Origin of the sequence: Candidatus Nanosynbacter sp. TM7-057 (assembly GCF_022828295.1) — a bacterium.
Lineage (GTDB): Bacteria > Patescibacteriota > Saccharimonadia > Saccharimonadales > Saccharimonadaceae > Nanosynbacter.
Genome location: NZ_JAJQJT010000001.1, coordinates 206,352 through 228,339, shown reverse-complemented (window position 1 = coordinate 228,339; position 21,988 = coordinate 206,352). Strand labels below are relative to the sequence as shown.

Genomic DNA, 21,988 nt, shown 5'->3' with positions numbered 1-21,988 from the left:
TAATTAACCTATGTTAATCTGTCTGTATTGTAGGCTTTCTGCTATGTGCGGAACTTCTATAGACGCGGATCCTTCTAAATCTGCGATAGTGCGAGAAACTTTTATAACCTTAAAGTAGCTGCGAGTGCTTAAATCTAGTTTTTTGGCTGCGTTCGTCAAGAAGGTCTTTGCAGATTCTGAGATTGATGTAATTTTATCAACGTTACTACTTGGAATGTCATTGTTGTATTTATAACTACACTTATATCTGTCTCTCTGAATAGAGTAGGCTTTATATATCTCAGATAAAAATGTCTCTTGTTGTGATTTTGTCGACATTTTATTATTTAATAATTTTTCATGGGGGACTCGTGAAACCGATACCGTTAGGTCTATTCGATCGAGTAGTGGTCCCGATAATCTTTTTTGATAATTTAGAATTTGATTTTGTGAGCATATACAAGTTTTTTCTGGATCTCCAAGAAATCCACAAGGACAGGGATTCATTGTGGCTACTAATAAGAAATTGGCAGGGAAGTTGAATTTACCATTTGCACGACTGACGGTAATTTCGTGATCCTCTAAGGGCTGACGAAGTGATTCAAGCACAGTGCGTGGATATTCGAGTAGTTCATCAAGAAATAGGACACCTCTATGAGCTAAACTGATTTCTCCCGGCTGCACTTTCGATCCTCCGCCAATAATAGAGGCTCTACTTGCGGTGTGGTGCGGCGACCTGAATGGCCTATCTACTATGGGGTTATTTATTATAGTGTGTTCTCCAAGACTGTGAAGTTTTGTCACCTCTACTATTTCATCCTCTGATAGGGCTGGTAATAGATTCTTCAAAGATTTTGCTAACATAGTTTTTCCTGACCCTGGAGGGCCGGACAATAAAATATTATGTCTTCCGGCAACGGCTATTTGAATAGCTCTCTTTGCTTGTTCTTGTCCGTAGATGTCGTCGATGGTTGGAGTGTTTTTATGATTGCGAGATATATTTTTTATTAATGATCTGTCTATTGGCTTAATAATCTTTTCTTTTTTGAGATGTAAGAAGAGTGATTTTAGGTTTTCTACTGGGAATATGTCAACTCCAGCCACTAGCGCCGCTTGTTTGGTGTTTTGGGCTGGCACGTATACTGATTTAATTTTTTGGTTTTTAGCTACTTCGGCTGTAATAATTGCTGATCGTATTGGACGTAGGCTGCCGTCTAGCGCTAGTTCTCCCGCAAAAACCGCATTACTTACGTCGCTTTGGTTGAGTACGCCGTTGATGCATAAGATAGATAAGGCGATGGGAAGATCGAAGTGAGATCCGTCTTTTGGTAACTCTGCCGGTGCTAAGTTGATGATTATTTTTCCTTTCGGAAAATCCAGGGAAGAGTTTTTTATTGCACTGCGTACTCGATCTCTGGATTCGTCGATGGCTTTATTACCCATTCCGACAATTTGCAGGCTAGGAAGTCCTTTTGACATATCTCCCTCAACTTCGATGATTTGCCCGCTAAATCCATAAGGTGTAGCTGAAATAACTCTACTAATCATGAATCTATTAAAACATAAGCATGTAGATTTTTGAATGAGATCAGGGTATAATATGAACCGATATGTGGGGCTGATATAGCTTTCGACAATTGGACCTTATCACGACATTCTGCGAGCCGACGATACGCGTAACGTATGTTTTTAGATGCAAACTTTGTTGCAAAAGCAAAGTCATTCGTAGCGAGCGCTTTCGCTCCTAAGATGACCTTTGCGCCAATCGCTGCCTAATTTTTAGCGATCATCCTTGTATTGTGGCAACAGTCAATATCTAAGGGTGTTATATCTATGTTGCTAGCTATATATTTGGAAGTAGCGGATATATAGGACTTTTACTACGTAACGGAACTCGGTTTTCTTGGTTTATTTTAAATCCGAGTAGCGTTATTAAACAAATTTAGATAAGCCTATGCTCGTAGACGGATGTTGTGATACCAGTTGGACCCGGGGGCAGTACCCGGCAGCTCCACCAGATAGATTAAACTAAAAGTCAGCCTTGTCGCTGGCTTTATTTATATTAAAGAGTAGAATTTATCTTTAATATAGAAAAACAACCACCTGCGAGTAGTGGTTGTTTTCAAAAAAGTGGAGTTTTACAATTTCTTTTTATTTTTGGCCTCTGTATAACTTTTTTATTCAGAAGCTACCCCTATAATAAGCTATATAAATGCTTATGTCAACAATATTTTTGTAAAAAGTTTAGTAAAAAATACCACACATTTTATAATCTTCTTTCTAATTTTCGCAACTATTTTTTCTAATGGCTTTTACTATGAAGTTATATGTCGGAGACTGGCGTTTGTTTGATTGCTTTTTATGTCTTTTATGTGTGCGACAAATTAAATTATCGCACATTTTCTAGGACTCTTTTATTGAAGTGTAAAAAGTGGCTTTGTATACTATGAATAAACTTTATACTTTCGTTTTGTAATTTTTAATTAAAACTGTATAACATCTTTGGTGTATAGAATTTAATATGCATACTAACGTTTGGATGTTCTTGTAGTAATATAAAAAAATAATTTTGTTAAGTTTGCTGTAGTGTGACAATAAAAGTGAACAGAGTTTTATAAAGCGGGGAATAGAGATTATTTTTTATTGCGGATTTGAGAGTTAGGTGTCAGTCTGATATTGACTGTACAAACTTATTTTTGTGGCAATGTTTGGATGACAGGTAATCATAGGCTAGTTGTGTAATTGGGCGGTTGATAAGTCGACGATATCTTCATTGAATAGCACGTAATCTGTGCTAGATAATACTCAAAAATGACAAGATTGTTGTAAAATACACAGATGACTATAAAGTAATAAGAGAATAATTAACAGATGATAATTTTAACAACATTAAAAAATAGGTGAAAATTACAATATTTTTGGCCGAGTAATGGTTGACATATAAATAGGGCTATGCTAGTATAAGGTTAAGCTTTTAGAAAAACAAAAAAGCAAAAATACATTAACAATAAAATTTATATAAAGCCGCGTTTTTACGTATAAATCGACGGATAGTTGGCTGCATGATTTTTATAATGACGCAGCCAATGCTCCGCCTTTACTTCGTAAATTGTAAAAGCGTTGAGCGCGCGGCTAGTACCGCATACATCCAGTTAATCCTCGTTAAAGAACTAGCGGTGAAAGTCCTGGATGTATGCAGAGGAAAACTGCAAGGATGCTCCTTAATTAAGGAGCGGTCAAATCGCCTCGAGCGGTAATAGGCAAGTAGCACCCGCGCCTAATAGTTATTTTTTATCGGCGGATGGTTTGTGTCTATACGCTATAGTATTGTCGCTCAGGCTTCTTGTGTATAGTATGATGTGAGTATGGGGATGAAGATAATTAGTTTTATAGCGTTGGTTGCATTGATTTTGACTGCGGTTATTTTGAACGCGACAAACCCGAGTTCTGCTGGTCCGTTTGGGATTTTAGCGTTTTTTGTATGTTTGTATGTGCTATTTATCTGTCTAACTTATGTAGTATTTTTAACATCGGAGCGAATAGCTGCGAAATTTTTTAATTTCAAGAATAGTCGCAATGAATCTAAATATAAGACGTATTATTACTCTACTGTAATCTCTCTTGCTCCAGTTATTTATGTGGGTATGCAATCGATGGGAGATGTTGGGATTTTTGAGATATTATTACTTGGTGTGTTTGAGTTGCTGGCGTATTTTTTTATACATAAAAGATACTAATCTCGTCCTGAATGTAGTCGTGTATTTTAAGTAGTTACGTGGTACAATATATTTATGAATCCCGAACTGCCACAAGTTAATAGAACTCCTGAGGTACAGCCACAAAATATAGGTGGCGGTGAGTATAATGTAGAAAATACATCATTAAATCCTGAGATCGGAAGAGAGTCCGAGCAGTCACTTGGTGCTAGGGTTGAACAATATAACAATATCCCCGTGGCTTTGCCTGTTGATAATACTACAACAGTTCCTTTATCTCAAAACGACGCTCAAAGTACGAAGCAGTCGGGGGTAGTAGCTGATGATGATACTCCTCTGGTGGCAGCCGATGAAGATCTGATAGAAAGAGAATGGGTGGATAAAGTTAAAAAGATTATAGCTTTAACAAAAGATAATCCATATGAGAGGAATAGAGTTATTGCACAGCTGCAGGCTGATTATTTAAAAAAACGATATAATAAGACTTTAGGTCAAAATGACGACGGTAGTAAGTAGGGTTTTATATGGGTGCGGGTCCTTTGATAGTTAGTTTTATCGCGATTGTTATTATAGCCGCTGGTTCTGCGGTAGCTTTTGTGCTGTATCGTAACATGCTGAGGGAAGCCAAAAATTATGAACGAGGCTTGAAGATGGTGCCGCTACTTATACATTTGCCTCCGACAAGTGAAGACGTCAATAGTTCAAATCGAGATGAGCGAGATTTAACTGAAGAGGTGCTGTCGCAAGCCCAGGTGATGTACAATATTATCTCAAGTACGGCAACTAAAGGATTCAAAAGTAAAGTCTACGGCCAACGTCATATATCGTTTGAGATTGTTGCACATGGTGGGTTAGTTCATTATTATGCTGTTGTTCCGCTAGTGTTAGTTGATGTTATTCGTCAAGCTGTAGCGGCGGCATATCCTTCCGCTAGGCTAGAAGAGGTATCTGATACTAATATATTCAGCAAGGTCGGCAAGATGAGCGGAACCATCGGCGGCGAATTCACCCTGAAAAAGTCCTTTGTTTATCCAATATCGACTTATCAGGAGTCGAAAAGAGATGCTTCCAGGGCATTATTAAATGCTTTATCTTCGGCGTCCAGAGAAGATGGAATAGGTGTGCAATTTTTACTACGTCCGGCGTATGACGGTTGGTCCAAGGCTTCAGAGTCTCATATTGACAGCATGAAGAAAAATAAGGGCAAGAAGAAAGGCTTTGGAGGCGTTGCTCCTATGGATATTATGGAGGCTCTGTGGAAACCGCCAGAGAATAATGAAAAAGACGGCGGTTCTAGTTCTGAGGACAAGCAGCTAACATCTTTAGAGCAGGCGGAGGTGGATGCTATCAGCGAAAAAGCTCGCTATCCTGCGTATGAAGTTCTGGTGCGTGTTGTAATTTCGTCAAACACTGCGGCGCGCTCTCAAGTGTTGTTAAAAAATATAATAGCAGCCTTCTCGTTGTTTGACTCACCGCGCAATAATGGGTTTAAGTTCTCTTTAACTAGGAATGTTGAGGAAATGACAACAGCATATATTATGAGGTTCTTTCCTCAGGAAACTCGTAGTAATATTCTCAACAGTGTAGAAATGGCAACGTTATTCCATTTGCCTGGAGCTAACGCGATTCCGACTTCACAGGTTAAGCGACAGATGTCCAAGCAGGTTGATGGACCAACAGACGTTTTGGATGAGGGTTTGCTGATTGGGTATAACGAATTTCGAGGAGTCAAAAAACCTATCCGAATCGGCACAAAAGACCGCCGCCGCCACGTATATATTATTGGTCAAACAGGCGTTGGTAAATCTGTCTTGCAGGAAAATATGGCTTATCAGGATATGATGGATGGTCGGGGATTTGCCTTTATTGATCCGCACGGTGATTTGGTTGAATCTTTATTGGGTAAGGTTCCAAAAGAACGCGTTGAGGATATTATCTACTTTAATCCTGCCGATATGACTAATCCAATTGGGTTGAATATGTTTGAGTTCGACACTCCAGACCAAAAAGACTTTTTGGTTCAAGAGGCAATTAATATGCTGTATGGTCTTTACGATCCAGGCCATACGGGAATTGTTGGCCCTCGTTTGGAACATATTTTTAGAAACTGCGCCTTGCTGCTGATGTCGGATCCTGCTGGTGGAACGTTTATTGACGTGCCGAAGTGTCTTATTGATCCTGAATTTGTAAAAAGCAAGCTTAAGTATGTAAAAGATCAGCAAGTTATTGATTTCTGGACAAAGGAATTTCCTGCGTCACAGAGGTCAAATGAGGCAGGTGAGGTTATTTCATGGGTTGTATCAAAGTTTGGTCCATTTATCTCCAACGATGCAATGCGCAATATCATTGGTCAGACTAAATCTGGATTTAATTTGCGTGAAATTATGGATAATAATAAGATTTTGCTGGTTAACTTGTCGAAAGGTAAGATGGGTGAACTTAATTCGAAGCTTCTGGGTATTATTTTTGTGATGAAGTTCCAGGCAGCAGCGATGTCTCGGGCAGATATCCCAGAGGATCAGCGAGTTGATTTCTCATTGTATGTTGACGAGTTCCAGAACTTCGCCACTGACAGCTTTGAGTCTATTTTGTCTGAGGCTCGTAAGTATAAATTGAGTCTTATTATGGGTAACCAGTTTATGACGCAGTTAACAGATAAGATACGAGAAGCTATTATTGGTAACGTCGGTACGGTTATTTCTGGGCGTATCGGTGTAACTGACGCCGAATTGATGGTTAAGAAGTTCCAGCCGACCTTCGATGTCGACGACTTGGCTAAATTGCCAAACTTCCAATCTATAACCTCTGTGATGATTAATAATGTGCCGTCTGCGCCGTTTAGCATGAATTGGATTCCTCCGATGGGGCAAGTTAATAATCAGCTGAGAGACGCGTTAGTAAGGCTATCTGCTGCTAAATATGGTAGACCGCGAGCTGTTGTCGAGAAGGAGATATTTGACAGGATTAGAGGTAGTGTGCAACCAAAGACGAGTCCTTCTCAATTAGCGCCTTCTGCTAATCAAAAGGCATCTGGTGGGTCGTCGTTCTTGGATGAATGGCTAGCGAAGAGACAACAATTAGGAGGAAAGCCCGCTTCTAACTCAACTGTAAGACCAGTAAATTCGCAAGCCCCACAGACTTCCTCGCAAATACAGAATCCGCAAGGTCGCCCAGGGGTGGTTAATAATGCGCCTTCTAATATAAATAGCGTAAATGCTACAGCTTCTAATCTTGACAGCAAACAGCAAAGTCAACCTTCTGCGATAGATAGTGCTGTCGTCAATAGGACAAATGTGTCCATGACTACAAATAATAACCCTGTCTCTTCTGTAAATGTAAAACCGAACCAACCTGTGGTTAAGAATCGGCTCGATTTACGTAATGGTGATGATGACGATAGTGAAGTGATGATTAGTTTGAGATAAGATTCAACATCTATCTAGCTATTTTTCCTGTTATTGATAAACCCTACTCGAGCGTATTCGATAACAGCGCCGATAGACCAGCCAGCTACAAACAAGATAATAGTTTCTGATCCTGATAATAGATATCCGTATCGTTTGGCGATAAAATACACAACGACAGAAGCTATTGCACCTAAGGCGCCAGAGATGATTAAGTTAGGGCGGGCAACGGTATTGCCGATTGCGTCACTAGTCTTTTCGACGACTGGATTATGAATGACCTTGCTGAAAGCTCTGGATGGAGCTGATAGTTGGTCTTGTACATTTTCCAAAGTCTTCTTATACGAAGCTTCAATATCTTTTTTTGTAAGAGGCTTATCTTCTTTTATCTCTTTAGATTCTTTTTGTTCTTGTCGCTTTTCTTGGCGGGCGGCAATTTCTATAGCCTCATGTTTAATGCTATTTTCATTTTCGGCATTTGATTTTTCTTTTTCAACCGCCTTTTCTAGGGATCTTTCGATTTCAGCAGCTTTTTCTCTGCTTAAATCTACTAATTCTCTGGTGTCGACAGCATTCTCTACGGTAGATTTTAATTTTTCACTCATTTTTCACCTCCTATAAAGTTCCTGCGGACATGTCTCGCCGAATGATTCTAACTTCTTTATTTAATTGACGTGATCGAGCGTAGAAGTATACGACCACGGCTGCAATAATTCCTGCGAACATCATATTCTCGCTGGCACCAGTTTTTGGTAGTTGCGAAGTGGTTTGTTCAATAACTTTCGGTGCAGGGCAGTCAATTTTCGTACTGACAGTATTGCCAAATGTGTTATCGATCCTACAGTCATAAGACATTGGATTACTTTTACCGCTAGCCATCGCCGGGATGCTGTTCTTTATTTGGACGGTAAAGCTGCGCTTTTGAGTTTCTCCTGGCTTGATCTTGATAGGGTTCCATACTAGTACTTTTGCGTTGCCGCTGCCCGCGCTAGCACCTTTATCATCTGTCAATGTTCCGCCACCAGCGTCGAATATGTCTGCATATTCCAATAAATCGCTGACTTGATCTTTAAACGTAAATTCTTCCTCTTTAAGACCTTTGTTTTTTACCGAAAGAGTGTAGGTAATTCGATCTCCAGATTTCGCAACCGTAGTTGTTGCATCGGCATTATTTTGGGTGAGATTAACTGCGGTTTTTGTCTGCACGAACGAGGCAGAACATCGACTATCATTAATCCATATGGTAGAGTCGCCTGGGCATGGTTGACATTGAGGATCATCCTTTAATAATTTAGGGTTTTGAGGGCACCTTGCTGGCTCTGGTATAGTAAATGTCTTTACGCAGGCGTCTGAGGTCTTATCGCCTAATGAGCTCTTTACCGTTAGAACAACTTTGTATGATCCCGGTGTTTTCTCTGTATAAGTTACGATCTTATCGTTGCCTTCGATAGTCTTAACTAGAGTATTTCCTCGGTAAATGCTGTATACATATTTTTGGATTGTCGCACCATTGGCCGCACTGGCGTTAGCAGTAAATTGATATGTATCGCCATTCTTCTTTATGTCTAAGGCGTTACACGTAGCTACTGGCTGTGGCGGAGTGGAGCAGTTGGGGTATGTTCCGATTTGCCCAGTTGGACATTGATGGCTCGGTGGTGCGATTTTAAGGATTAAGTTACCGCAGTTAAGCATGATTGCAAACCATCCGGTTCCAGCTGAATATCCAACGAATGCTCTATATGAGAAGCTGCCCCAGAGGTTGTGAGGTCGATAGTAGAAAGTGCGAGCACTGCCTTGTGACGTACGAACTACGTAAGATCCTTCACCTCTTGCTGCGCCAAAGTGAGGTGTAAGTCCCCATGAATAGGTACCCATATTGCTATTTAAGGTTTGAAGATTACCAGTTGCCGCTACCAAATCAGAGCGGCTAATACCAAGATGATCGTAGAGGTCGTGAATATTATTTGTGTTCGCGTCATAATGAGCCATTAGTTGTTGGCCACTAGAAATTCCGCCGTAAATTAGGTCGCTGGAATCTGCTGCGTTGGCTGATTCTGGCGGTGAAAAAACAGTGAAAGATTGCACAATAAGCGCTAGGGCAGTTAAGATAAGCCCGATCTTTCGAGTAGCTTCTTCCTTACGTAAGCGTTTCGCATAAAAGCCCAAACTGTGGATCATTGAAGGGCTGTATGGTAGGCGCGAGATAATTTTTTTGAACATTTTGACCTCTTTTATTTTTGTTGTTATATAACTTTAATCTAACTTTAGCATAAGCATACTAAAAAAGTAAATAGTTTGAGAATATATCTATTTTGATGTATAATAAGGTTGTTGAAAAGAGCTGATAATTCAGGTAATAGTGAGGGAGATATGGCTAAACAAACAAATGAACAATCTTATGATGGCTCACAAATCCAGGTCCTAGAGGGTCTTGAGCCGGTTCGTAAGCGTCCAGGAATGTACATCGGTAGTACGGGGTATGAGGGCGTGCATCACTTGATTAAGGAGATTGCCGATAACTCAATTGACGAGGCAATCGCTGGTTACGCTACAAAGGTCGAAGTAACTTTGTTAAAGGATGGTGGTGTTCGAGTATCTGATGATGGTCGTGGTATTCCTGTCGATAAACACCCAAAGACAGGTAAGAGTACATTGGAGACGGTATTAACAATCTTACACGCCGGTGGTAAGTTTGGCGGAGGCGGCTATAAGGTTTCGTCTGGACTTCACGGTGTTGGTTCTAGTGTTGTGAACGCGCTATCTACGCGGATGATTGCTGAAGTTAGGAAGAACGGCAAAATCTATCGCCAAGAATACGCAACAGGCGTGCCTCAGGCAGAATTAGAAGTAGTTGGAAAGTCTGATGGTTCCGGTACGACAATTACATTTTATCCAGACCCAACCATCTTTAAGGAGACGGTTAATTTTGACTATAAATGGGTTGTTAATTATCTTCGTCATCAGGCGTACCTTACAAAAGGCATTCACACGTCGGTTATTGATGAGCGAACTGGCGAACGAAAGGCTTTCTACTTTGAGGGCGGTATTCAGAGCTATGTAAAAAACCTGAATATTGGCAAGGATGTTTTATCGGACGATATATTTTATGTCGAGAAGCAGGTTGAAGATTGTATGGTGGAAATTGCGGTTCAGTATAACGACACTTACGCTGAAGTGGTAAAGCCATTTGCCAATAACGTCTTAACTCCTGATGGCGGTACTCATTTGGTTGGTTTTCGAACAGCCCTCACGCGTGTAATTAATGATTATGCTCGCAAGAATAGCTTACTGAAAGAAAAAGAGGATAATCTGACTGGTGATGACATCCGCGAAGGTTTGACGGCAGTTATTTTGGTGAAGTTGCCAGATCCTCAGTTTGAAGGTCAGACCAAGAATAAACTTGGTAATCCAGAGATGCGCCGCTATGTTGATCAGGTGATGAGCGAATATTTTGCGTACTACTTGGAGGAAAATCCAGCTACGGCTAAGAAGGTTGTCGGCAAGGCTACGCTGGCGGCGCGAGCTCGTAAGGCGGCAAGAGCTGCGCGCGACAACGTTATCCGTAAGGGGGCATTTGAAGGCTTAAATCTACCCTCTAAGTTGACAGACTGCTCATCTCGTAATCGAAAAGATTGTGAATTATTTATTGTCGAGGGTAATTCAGCTGCAGGTTCGGCTAAGGATGGTCGCGATTCAACTATTCAGGCTGTTCTTCCTCTTCGCGGTAAGGTGTTGAATACGGAGCGTGCAAGGTTTGATAAGATGTTTGCTAATGCTGAAATTGTTTCGTTGATTAAGGCCATGGGCGTTGGAATTGGTGACCAATTTGATATCAGTGGTATTCGTTACGACAAGATTATATTTATGACAGATGCCGATGTTGACGGTGCGCACATTTCTACACTTTTGATGACATTCTTCTTCCGATACATGTCTGAAGTGATTGAAGCGGGTCATGTATATTTGGCGAAGCCGCCTCTGTTTGGGTTGAGTAGAGGAACTGGCAGCAATCGTAAGATAGATTACGTTTATGATGAAGTAGCCCTCGAGCAAAAATTGAACGAAAAGATCAATGAGCGCAAGGCTGCTGGTGTAAAGATTGATGAAAATGCTGAGAAATTTAAGCAAGCAGGCTACACGGCACAGCAGCGATTTAAGGGTCTTGGTGAGATGGATGCCGCTCAATTATGGGAAACGACTATGAATCCAGAAAATCGAACATTAGTGAAGGTTAATATTGAAGATGCGGAACGGGCAGATGCGATATTTACGAAGCTTATGGGTGATAGCGTAGAATTGAGGAAAAATTTTATTCAAACAAATGCCGCTAAGGTTAATGTGGAAGATTTGGACTTTTAAGGAGGAGATATGGCGGACAATGACAATAAAAATATAGTAGAACCAGAAATTCTGAACGGAGAGCCAGAAGTTCGCGGTATTGAAAAGTCGACAGTTGAGCGTGTTATGGAAGACTCCTTCCTTAAATACTCTATGTCGGTTATTATTGACCGTGCTTTGCCAGACGTTCGTGACGGACTGAAGCCTGTTAATCGTCGTATTTTGTATGCGATGAATAAGAATGGTTGGCGTGCTCCTCATGCTACAGTGAAGTCGGCGAAGATCGTTGGTGAAGTTATGGGTAACTACCACCCGCACGGTGACTCATCAATTTATGACGCCATGGTGAACTTGGCTCAACCCTGGAAGATGCGTTATACGCTGGTTGAAGGTCAGGGTAACTTCGGTTCTATGGACGGTGACGAGCCAGCGGCTTCTCGTTATACTGAGGCGCGAATGGATAAAATTGGCGGCGAGTTGCTGTCTGACATCGACAAAGAAACTGTTGATTTTCGTGATAACTTCGACGGAACAGAGAAAGAGCCGGTAGTTTTACCGTCAGCCGTCCCAAATATTCTATTGAATGGTCAGATGGGTATTGCTGTTGGTATGGCAACGAATATTCCACCGCACAACCTTGGCGAGGTGGTTGACGCTACAGTCGCTCAAATAGATAATCCTGAAATTACACTAGACGAACTATTGACGTATATTAAGGGTCCTGATTTTCCGACGGGTGCGGAAGTTTATGGTGGTGCGCCAATGCGTCAAGCATATGAAACTGGGCGTGGCTCGGTTACGATTCGTGCGGTTGCGTCGATTGAAGAGCGCAAAAATGGCCGTTACAGTATTATAATCACCGAAGTTCCGTATGGTATGAGCAAAGAGGGCTTTGTTGATAAGGTTCGAGAACTTGTCCTTGCCAAAAAAATAACGCACATTGCCGATGCGCGAGATGAAAGTGCTCGCGGTAAGGTTCGAGTTGTTGTTGAACTGAAAAAAGATGCTTATCCAAAGAAGATTCTTAACCAGTTGTATAAATTGACTGGATTACAAACATCATTCCATTATAATGTCCTGGCTTTGGTCAATGGTATTCAGCCTAAAGTTATGGGCTTGAAAGAGATTTTGGCGGAATTCATTAAGCATCGTCAAGGCGTTATTCGACGCAGGACTGAGTTTGAACTTCGAAAAGCTAAAGAGCGGGCGCATATATTGGAAGGTCTGAAAATTGCGCTTGATCATATCGACGAGGTGATCAAGACAATTCGCGAAAGTTATGACGATGCCGACAAGCGTTTGATGGAGAGATTTGGTCTGTCGGAAATTCAAGCGGCCGCAATTTTGGCGATGCAACTACGACGATTGCAAGGGCTGGAGCGCGACAAGATTGAAGAAGAATTGAAGCAACTTCATGAACTGATTAAGAAGCTGGAGGCAATTTTGGCTGACGAGAACGAGATTTTGCGTGTTGTTAAGGAAGAATTGCTTGCTATGAAAGAAAAGTATGGCGATGAGCGGCGCAGTAAGATCATTAATCACGAACTAGGAAAGTTCTCTGACGAGGAACTGATTCCAGAGGAAGAGTCGGTAATTCTGCTTACAAGCGAGAATTACATCAAGCGAACTCTTGTGAGTGATTATCGTAGGCAAAATCGTGGCGGTAAAGGCAAGCGCGGTATGACGACTAAGGAAGAAGATGTCATTGATCAGGTTGTTCAGGCAAGCTCGCACGATTATCTGCTATTCTTCACCAATATGGGTAGAATTTTCCGACTGAAGGCTTACGAAGTACCAGCCGCCAGCTTGAGTGCGAAAGGTGTTGCTGCGGTTAACTTATTACAACTTCAGCCAGAAGAGAAGATAACAGCGATTATCAAGCACGAAAAGAACGCTAATGAAGACGGATATCTATTTATGGCGACAAAGAAGGGTACAGTTAAGAAGACTCCTGTAAAAGATTATGCCAATGTTCGTACGAACGGATTGATTGCTATTAAATTGGATGAGGGCGATGAACTGCGCTGGATAAAGAGGACGACTGGCGAAAATGATGTGATTATATCTACGTCTGCAGGACAAGCTATTCGCTTTAATGAAAAAGATACGCGCCCAATGGGCAGATCGGCTCGTGGTGTTCGTGGCGTAAGATTACGTCCAAATGACTCTGTTGTTGGTATGGATATCGTTACGGGTGACGACCAAACCTTGCTGGTGGTTAGCGAGAAAGGTTTCGGTAAACGCACAAAGGTGTCGAATTTCCCAAGCCATAAGCGTGGCGGAGTTGGTATAAAAGCCGCTGTCGTAACTGCAAAAACTGGTCCGATTATCTCTGTGCAGACTATTGATCCAGAAATAACAGAGGCGCTATTGGTTTCTCAGAATGGTCAAACTATCCGCCTGGGCTTGAGCGATATTAAATTGCTCGGTAGGACGACTCAGGGTGTGACGATTATGCGTCTATCTGACGGCGACGCTGTTTCGTCAATCGGCTTGATGGCTGATCGCCCGCAGGATGAGGGTAATTAATAGTGAAGGTCTTGATAGTTCCAGTAATCGCATGGGCGATATCCCAAGGGCTGAAGCAAGTGTTTCATCTCATGGGGCGTAATCGTCGAGTATTTAGCGGTGATACAAACCCAAAAATACTTCTATCCGGAGGTATGCCAAGCGCTCATAGTGCGATTGTTGTATCGTTGGCGGTATTTCTGGGGCTACAAGACGGCTGGGATAGTTCTGTATTTGGACTAGCTACTTGGCTGGCTATTATAGTGATGTATGATGCTATGATGGTTCGCTATTCGTCTGGAATGCAGGGCGAAACGCTTAATAAGTTAATCTCTGAGCAGGGTAGTAAGTTGAAAAAACTTCGCGTTGCTCATGGTCACACCCCTGTAGAAGTGGCGGCTGGAGCGGTTATTGGTGTGTTTGTAGCTGCCGTTGTATTTTTCGCAACAAAATAATTGTAAAAATCTATTGACCTAGGCAATTATATACTGTAAGATTAGTAACAAGTCTGGTTGCTGGAGTGCGAGTTAAGCAACGATTTACAATCTGTAAAGCGAGGTAAATCATACTTCAGTCTGACTTAAAATGAACTTTAACAATTTGATTGTGCAATATCATCGTCAGTTTATATTTTTGTAGAGCCTTAATACTTTGATACAAAGTAGATTTTAACGGAGAGTTTGATCCTGGCTCAGGATGAATGCTGGCGGCGTGCCTAACACATGCAAGTCGAGCGGCAGCGAGTTTTACACTGAATTCTGGAAGCTTCTGGGTAATATAGAAGATCTATTCAAGAATTTTGTGTAAAATGTCGGCGAGCGGCGGACGGCTGAGTAACGCGTAGGAATTTGCCCCAAAGTGAGGAATAACTGCCCGAAAGGGTAGCTAATGCCGCATATGGTCTTCGGATTAAAGCCTTCGGGCGCTTTGGGAGAAGCCTGCGTTGGATTAGGTAGTTGGTAGGGTAATGGCCTACCAAGCCGACGATCCATAGCTGGTCTGAGAGGATGATCAGCCAGACTGGAACTGAGACACGGTCCAGACTCCTACGGGAGGCAGCAGTGAGGAATCTTCCACAATGGGCGAAAGCCTGATGGAGCAACGCCGCGTGAAGGATGAAGGCCTTCGGGTTGTAAACTTCTTTTATGAGTGAAGAATATGACGGTAACTCATGAATAAGCACCGGCTAACTACGTGCCAGCAGCCGCGGTCATACGTAGGGTGCAAGCATTATCCGGAGTGACTGGGCGTAAAGAGTTGCGTAGGCGGTTTAATAAGTGAATAGTGAAACCTGGTGGCTCAACCATACAGACTATTATTCAAACTGTTAAACTCGAGAATGGTAGAGGTAACTGGAATTTCTAGTGTAGGAGTGAAATCCGTAGATATTAGAAGGAACACCGATGGCGTAGGCAGGTTACTGGGCCATTTCTGACGCTAAGGCACGAAAGCGTGGGGAGCGAACCGGATTAGATACCCGGGTAGTCCACGCCGTAAACGATGGATACTAGCTGTTGGAGGTATCGACCCCTTCAGTAGCGAAGCTAACGCGTTAAGTATCCCGCCTGTGGAGTACGGCCGCAAGGCTAAAACATAAAGGAATTGACGGGGACCCGCACAAGCGGTGGATTATGTTCTTTAATTCGATGATAACCGAAGAACCTTACCAGGGCTTGACATCCAGGGAAGGTCTGCGAAAGTAGACTGTGCCTTTTGGAACCCTGTGACAGGTGATGCATGGCCGTCGTCAGCTCGTGTCGTGAGATGTTAGGTTAAGTCCTTCAACGAGCGCAACCCTTGTGAATAGTTGTATTTTTCTATTCAGACTGCCCCGGTAACGGGGAGGAAGGAGGGGATGATGTCAGGTCAGTATTTCCCTTACGTCCTGGGCTAGAAACGTAATACAATGGCTAGTACAATGCGCAGCGAAGCCGCGAGGTGAAGCAAATCGCATCAAAGCTAGTCCCAGTTCGGATTGTAGGCTGAAACTCGCCTGCATGAAGTCGGAATCGCTAGTAATCGCAAATCAGCAAGTTGCGGTGAATACGTTCCCGGGTCTTGTACACACCGCCCGTCAAACCATGAAAGTGACCAACACCCGAAGTCCGATTCGTCGGCCTAAGGTGGGGGGCATGATTGGGGTTAAGTCGTAACAAGGTATCCGTACCGGAAGGTGCGGATGGATTACCTCCTTTCTAGGGAGTAACGATGCCAATCTGTCGAGCAATCACAGATTGAGCTAGGTCGGTCTCGTAAATGTGTCGAGCTTACATATTTACAATAGTCCTCTCGAGGACGAGACAAAAGTTCAACCTTTCTCTACGATAAGCCGATTGATGAATTGCACAATCAAGTTGTTAAACGAAAAAGTCCCTCTACGAGGGGCTTTTTATATGATAGATTTAATTAAATCTGATATTTTGGTAGAATTGCGATTATAAAAAATAGCCAATAATTTTTGGCTATTTATGTTTTTTGCTGACGCTTATTATAGTCCGCCGCCAAAAAGTGAGTTTAGTAGCCAGTTTAATGGGATAGTGTGTAGGCTGAGCATAATAGCGAATCCTACTCCACATGTAACAAGTCCCCAAAATTTGAAACGGTCATAGCTACTTACGCCGCTTCCCAGATTGTCGGCTAATTTTTGATGAAAAACGACGACGATTCCACCAGCAATTAAGACTAAAATCCCAAAAAATAACGAGCCAAAACTAAATTGATATAACATATTATTAATTATACACTTGTCAGAATTAAAAAGATACTGTACAATTAAAAAGTCTTGGCAATTTATGGGGACATAGCTCAGTTGGCTAGAGCACCTGCTTTGCAAGCAGGGGGTCCAGGGTTCGAGTCCCTGTGTCTCCACCATATGGGGTGAAGTGGGCTTACGTCCACGACACTCCACCAAGACGAATGAGGGCGATTAGCTCAGCTGGTTAGAGCGCGTCACTGATAATGACGAGGTCGGAGGTTCGAGTCCCTCATCGCCCACCATATTTTTTAATATGGGCGCTTAGCTCAGTTGGCTAGAGCATCTCGTTTACACCGAGAGGGTCGGGGGTTCGAGTCCCTCAGCGCCCACCAATCATAGATAGTCAGGATTATCGCCGAGTAGGCGATTTTTTATTTACAATTCTTGCGTAATAAGCAATAGATAGCTATACTCTTAAAATATGTATAAGCGTATTATCAAGCCAATATTATTCCTACTAACACCAGACTTTACTCACAAGTTAACTATTTTTTGCGGTCGTTTGGCGCAGGCGTTTTCTCCTATTAGATGGTCTATTCGTAAATTATGGAGCTTCCAGGACAAGTCGCTACAGCAGGAAATTGATGGAGTTGTATTTAATAACCCAATAGGCTTATCAGCAGGATTTGATAAAAATGTACAATTGTCACCTTTAATGGAAGATGTTGGATTTGGCTTTGCTTCTGGTGGATCTGTGACTATGGAGCCGAGAAGGGGGAATCTGCGACCATGGTTTCATCGATTGCCGAACACCAAGTCTGTAGTTGTGTACGCTGGTATGCCAAATTATGGATTAGAGAAGATTAGTGACTACATTGAATTAAACAGACCTAAAGTTAAATCAATGCCGGCTGTTGTGTCTGTGGCTGTTATTGCTGATAAATCCACGAAAGACGAATTTGGGCCAGTCGTTCCGGAGGAATATATAATTCGGGACGTAAAAAAAGCGGTTAGTTATATCGTAGAAAACAATCTGGCAAGCGTTATAGAGATTAATATCTCTTGTCCGAATGCTGGCAAGGAGCCGTTTATCTATGCCGATACACTAGAGACTTTATTAAGCGAATTAGATTCTGTAGAGAGAAATGTTCCTTTCTGGGTTAAAATGCCACATTTGTATGATTTGAAGCAGTTCGACTCGCTATTAAAGGTTATTGTTGAGCATAATATTCAGGGCGTAACGGTTGCTAATTTAATAAAGGATCGTGAGAAGGTAGATCTTAAAGATCCTTTGACTGGTGACATTAGGGGTGGATTAAGCGGCGAACCTACTCGCACACATAGCTTAGAATTGATTAAGCATACATATAAAAACTATGGAGATAAACTGACTATTATTGGTGTTGGAGGAGTTTTTTCGGCCGAAGATGCATACGCTAAGATTAAGGCAGGCGCTAGTCTAGTTGGGCTTATCACTGGGCTGTTTTTCGAAGGTCCGCAGTTAATTGGGCGAATAAATCGCGAGTTGATTCAGTTGCTAAAAAATGACGGTTTTTCTAGTATTTCTGAGGCGATTGGTGCTGATTTTAATAAAAAGCAAAAAAAGTCGAAAAAACTTTGAAAAAACCCTTGCAAAAGAATCTCAGCTGCTGTATAGTTAATTACTAGTTAAGCGAATGTTCAAACGAACCTCTGGCAATACACTGCAAAGCGTGCGAGGGCAGTGAGAAAACATCTGAGTGTAGATAGATTTGTCAATTTATTGACCTGTCAATTGTGCACTCAAATGTGTGAGGCACTGATCATTAACAATTTGAGAGTAAAAGAAATTGAGTTTTTAATTGACGGTAGTAGTAATTGCAAAGTAGCAACTACTAGTTAAGTCAATGCATAAAAAGGTACTCAAGGGCGCTAAATGGATGCCTAGACGTATATTACCGACGAAGGACGTGGAAGACTGCGATAAGCTTCGGGAAGCTGTCAACAAGCTTTGATCCGGAGATCTCCGAATGGGGAAACCCAGCATGAGTCATGTCATGTTGCCACTTGCTGAACACATAGGCAAGCGAGCGGGAACCATCTGAACTGAAACATCTTAGTAGGATGAGGAAGAGAAAGTAAATAACGATTGCGAAAGTAGTGGCGAGCGAAATCGCAACAGCCCAAACCTTTTAAGTTTTTGCCTATTAATTTAGGCAAATAAGTTGGTAGACGAATACTTATAAGGGGTTGTGATATTACATATGACCAAGTCAGAGAATTTGATTCATTCAAATAATCTGATTTGCGATAACTGGCTATCAACAGTTAGTAAGGTAAGAAATCGGCGTGGTTAGTAGAATAGTTTGAATGACTAGCCAAAGAACGTGAAAGCCGTGTATATGAAAACGACGCTGACCTTATGTATGTTTTATCGAGTAGGACGGGGCACGAGAAACCCTGTTTGAATCTGGCTGGACCACCAGCCAAGGCTAAATATAATATACGATCGATAGTGAACTAGTACAGTGATGGAAAGGTGAAAAGAACCCCGGGAGGGGAGTGAAATAGATCCTGAAATTTAGTGCCTACAAGGAGTCGGAGCCGGCTTGTCCGGTGACGGCGTGCTTTTTGTAGAACGATCCAGCGAGTTAATTTTTACAGCGAGGTTAAGTCAATTGACGGAGCCACAGTGAAAGCGAGCCTGAATAGGGCGATTAAGTTGTAAGGATTAGACCCGAAACCGGGTGACCTAACCATGAGCAGGTTGAAGCCACTGTAACAGGTGGTGGAGGACCGAACCAGGATACGCAGCAAAGTGTTTGGATGACTTGTGGTTAGCGGTGAAATGCCAATCGAACTCGGAGATAGCTGGTTCTCCTCGAAATAGCTTTAGGGCTAGCGTCGTGTTAGTAGCACATGGGGGTAGAGCTCTGTAAAGGACTGGGGCGGGCAACTGTACCCACCCTTAACAAACTACGAATACCATGTGTGTAATCACGGCAGTTAGAACATCGGTGCTAAGATCGGTGCTCAAAAGGGAAACAGCCCAGACCATCATCTAAGGTCCCTAAATTAACGTTCAGTGGGAAACAAGGTGAGATTTCTTAAACAGCTAGGATGTTGGCTTAGAAGCAGCCATTCATTTAAAGAGTGCGTAACAGCTCACTAGTCAAGAGATCTTGCGTGGAAAATGTAACGGGGCTAAAACGTTATACCGAAGATATGGATGTCAGATTTATCTGGCGTGGTAGAGGAGCGTTCCTATCAGCGGTGAAGTCGAATCGGAAGGTTCGGTGGAGCGGTAGGAAGTGAGAATGCTGGAATGAGTAACCATAAGAGAGGTGAGAATCCTCTCGGCCGTAAGAGCAAGGTTTCCTGAGCCATGGTAATCATCTCAGGGTTAGTCGGGCCTAAGCCGAGGCGCAGAGCGTAGGCGATGGACATCAGGTTAATATTCCTGAACCGGTTAAGTTTTGTACACTGTTCACGGGGAAGTAATCGAAGCGGATTCATGGTTTATCCGTCCAACCGAGCGGGAACGCAAAGGGAGTGAAAGTGATTCTTCGGAGTCGCGATTTTGGTGAAAGCCCTGGCTAGAAAAGCAGGTGTACGCGTGGACTTAGCCGCCCGTACCGCAAACCAACACAGGTGCTCGAGTCGAGTAGACTCAGGCTTACGAGCGAACCTTCGCTAAGGAACTCGGCAATACAGCGACCGTAACTTCGGGATAAGGTCTGCCCCCACTTCGGTGGATATCAGCCGCGTTCACTCAGTGAATATTAGGTTAAAGAGTACATTTTTAATCACAAAACGAATTTTCTGAGATAGAGCAAACGAATTGTTCTTTTGAACGCGAACCTCTGACGTCTAACGATGTGGGGGCCGCAGCAAAAGAGCCCACGGAACTGTTTATCAAAAACACAGGTCTCTGCTAACACGAAAGTGGATGTATAGGGGCTGACTCCTGCCCAATGCTGGAAGGTTAAGGGGAGCGCTTCACGGTGCGAACTGAAGCCCTAGTCAATGGCGGCGGTAACTATAACCGTCCTAAGGTAGCGAAATTCCTTGTCAGGTAAGTTCTGACCCGCACGAATGGAGTAATCATGTGGGCACTGTCTCAGCGAAGGACTCGGTGAAAGTGCATTGGCGGTAAAGATGCCGTCTGTCCGTACCAGGACGAAAAGACCCCATGGAGCTTTACTACAGCTTTACATTGAATATGGTTTCAACATGTGTAGCATAGGTGGGAGACTTTGAAGCAGATACGCCAGTATTTGTGGAGTCACCAAGTGAAATACCACCCTTGTTGTGATTGTGTTCTCACGCTGACCGTTATCCGGTTAGCGGACCGTGTATGGTGGGTAGTTTAACTGGGGCGGTTGCCTCCTAAAGAGTAGCGGAGGCGTTCAAAGGTTGGCTAACTTCGGATGGAAATCGAAGTGATAGTGTATGCGCATAAGCCAGCTTGACTGTGAGGAGTACATTCCAATCAGAGACGAAAGTCGGAGCAAGTGATCCGCTGTACGTACATTTGTACATGAATGTGGGATCGACAGCGCAAACGGATAAAAGTTACCCTGGGGATAACAGGCTTATAGCGCCCAATAGTTCACATAGACGGCGCTGTTTGGCACCTCGATGTCGGCTCATCACATCCTGGAGGGGGAGCACCTTCCAAGGGTTCGGCTGTTCGCCGATTAAAGTGGTACGCGAGCTGGGTTCAGAACGTCGTGAGACAGTTCGGTTTATATCCGGTATGGACGATAGGAAACTTGAGAGGATCTACCCCTAGTACGAGAGGACCGGGGCGGACGCACCTCTGGTGTATCGATTGTGGCCACCTGCTGCATTGTCGAGTAGCTATGTGCGGACTAGATAAGCGCTGAAAGCATATTAAGCGCGAAACTAACCTCAAGATAAGGTTTCCCTATGAGGACACAGAAAGACTATCTGTTTGATAGGCGCAAGGTGGAAGTACAGTAATGTATGGAGCTAAAGCGTACTAATAGTCCCATTGCCTTTTTATGTCCTTGTCCGTGGAGTTTATGCTTGCATAAACATTGCGGATAAGGTAGACTTAACTAGTAATTGGTGCTTTTCAAAAGTACCGGTCAATTAAAAATCAATTCCGTGCTGATGTTGGACATCGAAGAAAGGGGTTTGGCCCACCGTGGAGTATATACGGAACCAAGCGTCGTAACCCCCTCCTTCGGTGCCCATAGCGAGGAGGAAACACCTGTTCTCATTCCGAACACAGAAGTTAAGCTCCCCAGCGGCGATTATACTGCGAAAGTGGGAAACTAGCACGGTGCCGAATTATAAGAAAGCCATCCTAATAGGGTGGCTTTCTTCTTTATTTTAAAACG

The 21,988-nt window shown here is 42.9% G+C and carries 10 protein-coding genes, 3 tRNA genes, 3 rRNA genes and 1 other RNA gene; 14 read left to right on the top strand and 3 right to left on the bottom strand.

Features of this window, described 5'->3' with window-relative positions; all coding sequences use genetic code 11:
* Nucleotides 1-3: 3 nt before the first annotated feature.
* The gene (locus LRM45_RS01170) at nt 4-1,527 is read right to left on the bottom strand and encodes a YifB family Mg chelatase-like AAA ATPase (RefSeq protein WP_243826414.1); all 1,524 of its coding nucleotides are present in this window, start codon (nt 1,525-1,527) and stop codon (nt 4-6) included.
* Nucleotides 1,528-1,593: 66 nt separating this feature from the next.
* On the opposite strand from LRM45_RS01170, the gene ssrA reads away from it, so the two are divergent.
* The 4 genes from ssrA to LRM45_RS01150 all read left to right on the top strand — a co-directional run bounded on the left by ssrA (nt 1,594) and on the right by LRM45_RS01150 (nt 7,120).
* Nucleotides 1,594-1,996, top strand: a transfer-messenger RNA (tmRNA) gene (gene ssrA, locus LRM45_RS01165).
* Between the two features lie 1,348 nt (nt 1,997-3,344).
* Nucleotides 3,345-3,716, top strand: a complete 372-nt coding sequence (locus LRM45_RS01160; protein WP_243826413.1) for a hypothetical protein — start codon at nt 3,345-3,347, stop codon at nt 3,714-3,716.
* 54 nt (nt 3,717-3,770) lie between these two features.
* Nucleotides 3,771-4,211 carry a hypothetical protein gene (locus LRM45_RS01155; RefSeq protein WP_243826412.1) on the top strand — a complete coding sequence of 147 codons (441 nt, stop codon included), beginning with the start codon at nt 3,771-3,773 and terminating at the stop codon, nt 4,209-4,211.
* 8 nt (nt 4,212-4,219) lie between these two features.
* On the top strand, nt 4,220-7,120 hold the full coding sequence (locus LRM45_RS01150; protein ID WP_243826411.1) for a type IV secretory system conjugative DNA transfer family protein: 2,901 nt from the start codon (nt 4,220-4,222) through the stop codon (nt 7,118-7,120).
* A 14-nt stretch (nt 7,121-7,134) separates the two neighbouring features.
* On the opposite strand, the gene LRM45_RS01145 is transcribed toward LRM45_RS01150, so the two are convergent.
* Together LRM45_RS01145 and LRM45_RS01140 are read right to left on the bottom strand one after the other, a co-directional pair.
* Nucleotides 7,135-7,704: a hypothetical protein gene (locus LRM45_RS01145; protein WP_243826410.1), complete on the bottom strand. Its 570-nt coding sequence runs from the start codon at nt 7,702-7,704 to the stop codon at nt 7,135-7,137.
* Between the two features lie 10 nt (nt 7,705-7,714).
* Nucleotides 7,715-9,319 (bottom strand): hypothetical protein, encoded by a 1,605-nt coding sequence (locus LRM45_RS01140; RefSeq protein ID WP_243826409.1) that lies wholly within the window; start codon nt 9,317-9,319, stop codon nt 7,715-7,717.
* A 150-nt stretch (nt 9,320-9,469) separates the two neighbouring features.
* Here LRM45_RS01140 and LRM45_RS01135 point away from each other — a divergent pair, with 150 nt between their 5' ends.
* The 10 genes from LRM45_RS01135 (at nt 9,470) to rrf (ending at nt 21,939) form a co-directional block, all read left to right on the top strand.
* The gene (locus tag LRM45_RS01135; RefSeq protein WP_243826408.1) at nt 9,470-11,458 is read left to right on the top strand and encodes a DNA gyrase/topoisomerase IV subunit B; all 1,989 of its coding nucleotides are present in this window, start codon (nt 9,470-9,472) and stop codon (nt 11,456-11,458) included.
* Between the two features lie 9 nt (nt 11,459-11,467).
* On the top strand, nt 11,468-13,966 hold the full coding sequence (gene gyrA, locus LRM45_RS01130) for a DNA gyrase subunit A (protein WP_243826407.1): 2,499 nt from the start codon (nt 11,468-11,470) through the stop codon (nt 13,964-13,966).
* Between the two features lie 2 nt (nt 13,967-13,968).
* Nucleotides 13,969-14,400 carry a divergent PAP2 family protein gene (locus LRM45_RS01125; protein ID WP_243826406.1) on the top strand — a complete coding sequence of 144 codons (432 nt, stop codon included), beginning with the start codon at nt 13,969-13,971 and terminating at the stop codon, nt 14,398-14,400.
* Between the two features lie 213 nt (nt 14,401-14,613).
* Nucleotides 14,614-16,140 (top strand): 16S ribosomal RNA (locus tag LRM45_RS01120).
* A gap of 599 nt (nt 16,141-16,739) precedes the next feature.
* Nucleotides 16,740-16,816, top strand: a tRNA-Ala gene (locus tag LRM45_RS01115).
* A 49-nt stretch (nt 16,817-16,865) separates the two neighbouring features.
* Nucleotides 16,866-16,942, top strand: a tRNA-Ile gene (locus LRM45_RS01110).
* Between the two features lie 13 nt (nt 16,943-16,955).
* Nucleotides 16,956-17,032: transfer RNA gene (locus tag LRM45_RS01105), tRNA-Val, on the top strand.
* 89 nt (nt 17,033-17,121) lie between these two features.
* On the top strand, nt 17,122-18,261 hold the full coding sequence (gene pyrD / locus LRM45_RS01100; protein ID WP_243826405.1) for a dihydroorotate dehydrogenase (quinone): 1,140 nt from the start codon (nt 17,122-17,124) through the stop codon (nt 18,259-18,261).
* 270 nt (nt 18,262-18,531) lie between these two features.
* A 23S ribosomal RNA gene (locus LRM45_RS01095) occupies nt 18,532-21,649 on the top strand.
* Between the two features lie 181 nt (nt 21,650-21,830).
* Nucleotides 21,831-21,939 (top strand): 5S ribosomal RNA (rrf, locus tag LRM45_RS01090).
* Nucleotides 21,940-21,988: the final 49 nt, after the last annotated feature.

Excerpts from the sequence above, each read along its gene's own strand:
- LRM45_RS01155 (WP_243826412.1), top strand. The coding sequence starts at position 3,771 with ATGAATCCCGAACTGCCACAAGTTAATAGAACTCCTGAGGTACAGCCA.
- LRM45_RS01145 (WP_243826410.1), bottom strand. The coding sequence starts at position 7,704 with ATGAGTGAAAAATTAAAATCTACCGTAGAGAATGCTGTCGACACCAGA.
- LRM45_RS01160 (WP_243826413.1), top strand. The coding sequence starts at position 3,345 with ATGGGGATGAAGATAATTAGTTTTATAGCGTTGGTTGCATTGATTTTG.
- LRM45_RS01170 (WP_243826414.1), bottom strand. The coding sequence starts at position 1,527 with ATGATTAGTAGAGTTATTTCAGCTACACCTTATGGATTTAGCGGGCAA.
- LRM45_RS01150 (WP_243826411.1), top strand. The coding sequence starts at position 4,220 with ATGGGTGCGGGTCCTTTGATAGTTAGTTTTATCGCGATTGTTATTATA.
- LRM45_RS01135 (WP_243826408.1), top strand. The coding sequence starts at position 9,470 with ATGGCTAAACAAACAAATGAACAATCTTATGATGGCTCACAAATCCAG.
- pyrD (WP_243826405.1), top strand. The coding sequence starts at position 17,122 with ATGTATAAGCGTATTATCAAGCCAATATTATTCCTACTAACACCAGAC.
- LRM45_RS01140 (WP_243826409.1), bottom strand. The coding sequence starts at position 9,319 with ATGTTCAAAAAAATTATCTCGCGCCTACCATACAGCCCTTCAATGATC.
- gyrA (WP_243826407.1), top strand. The coding sequence starts at position 11,468 with ATGGCGGACAATGACAATAAAAATATAGTAGAACCAGAAATTCTGAAC.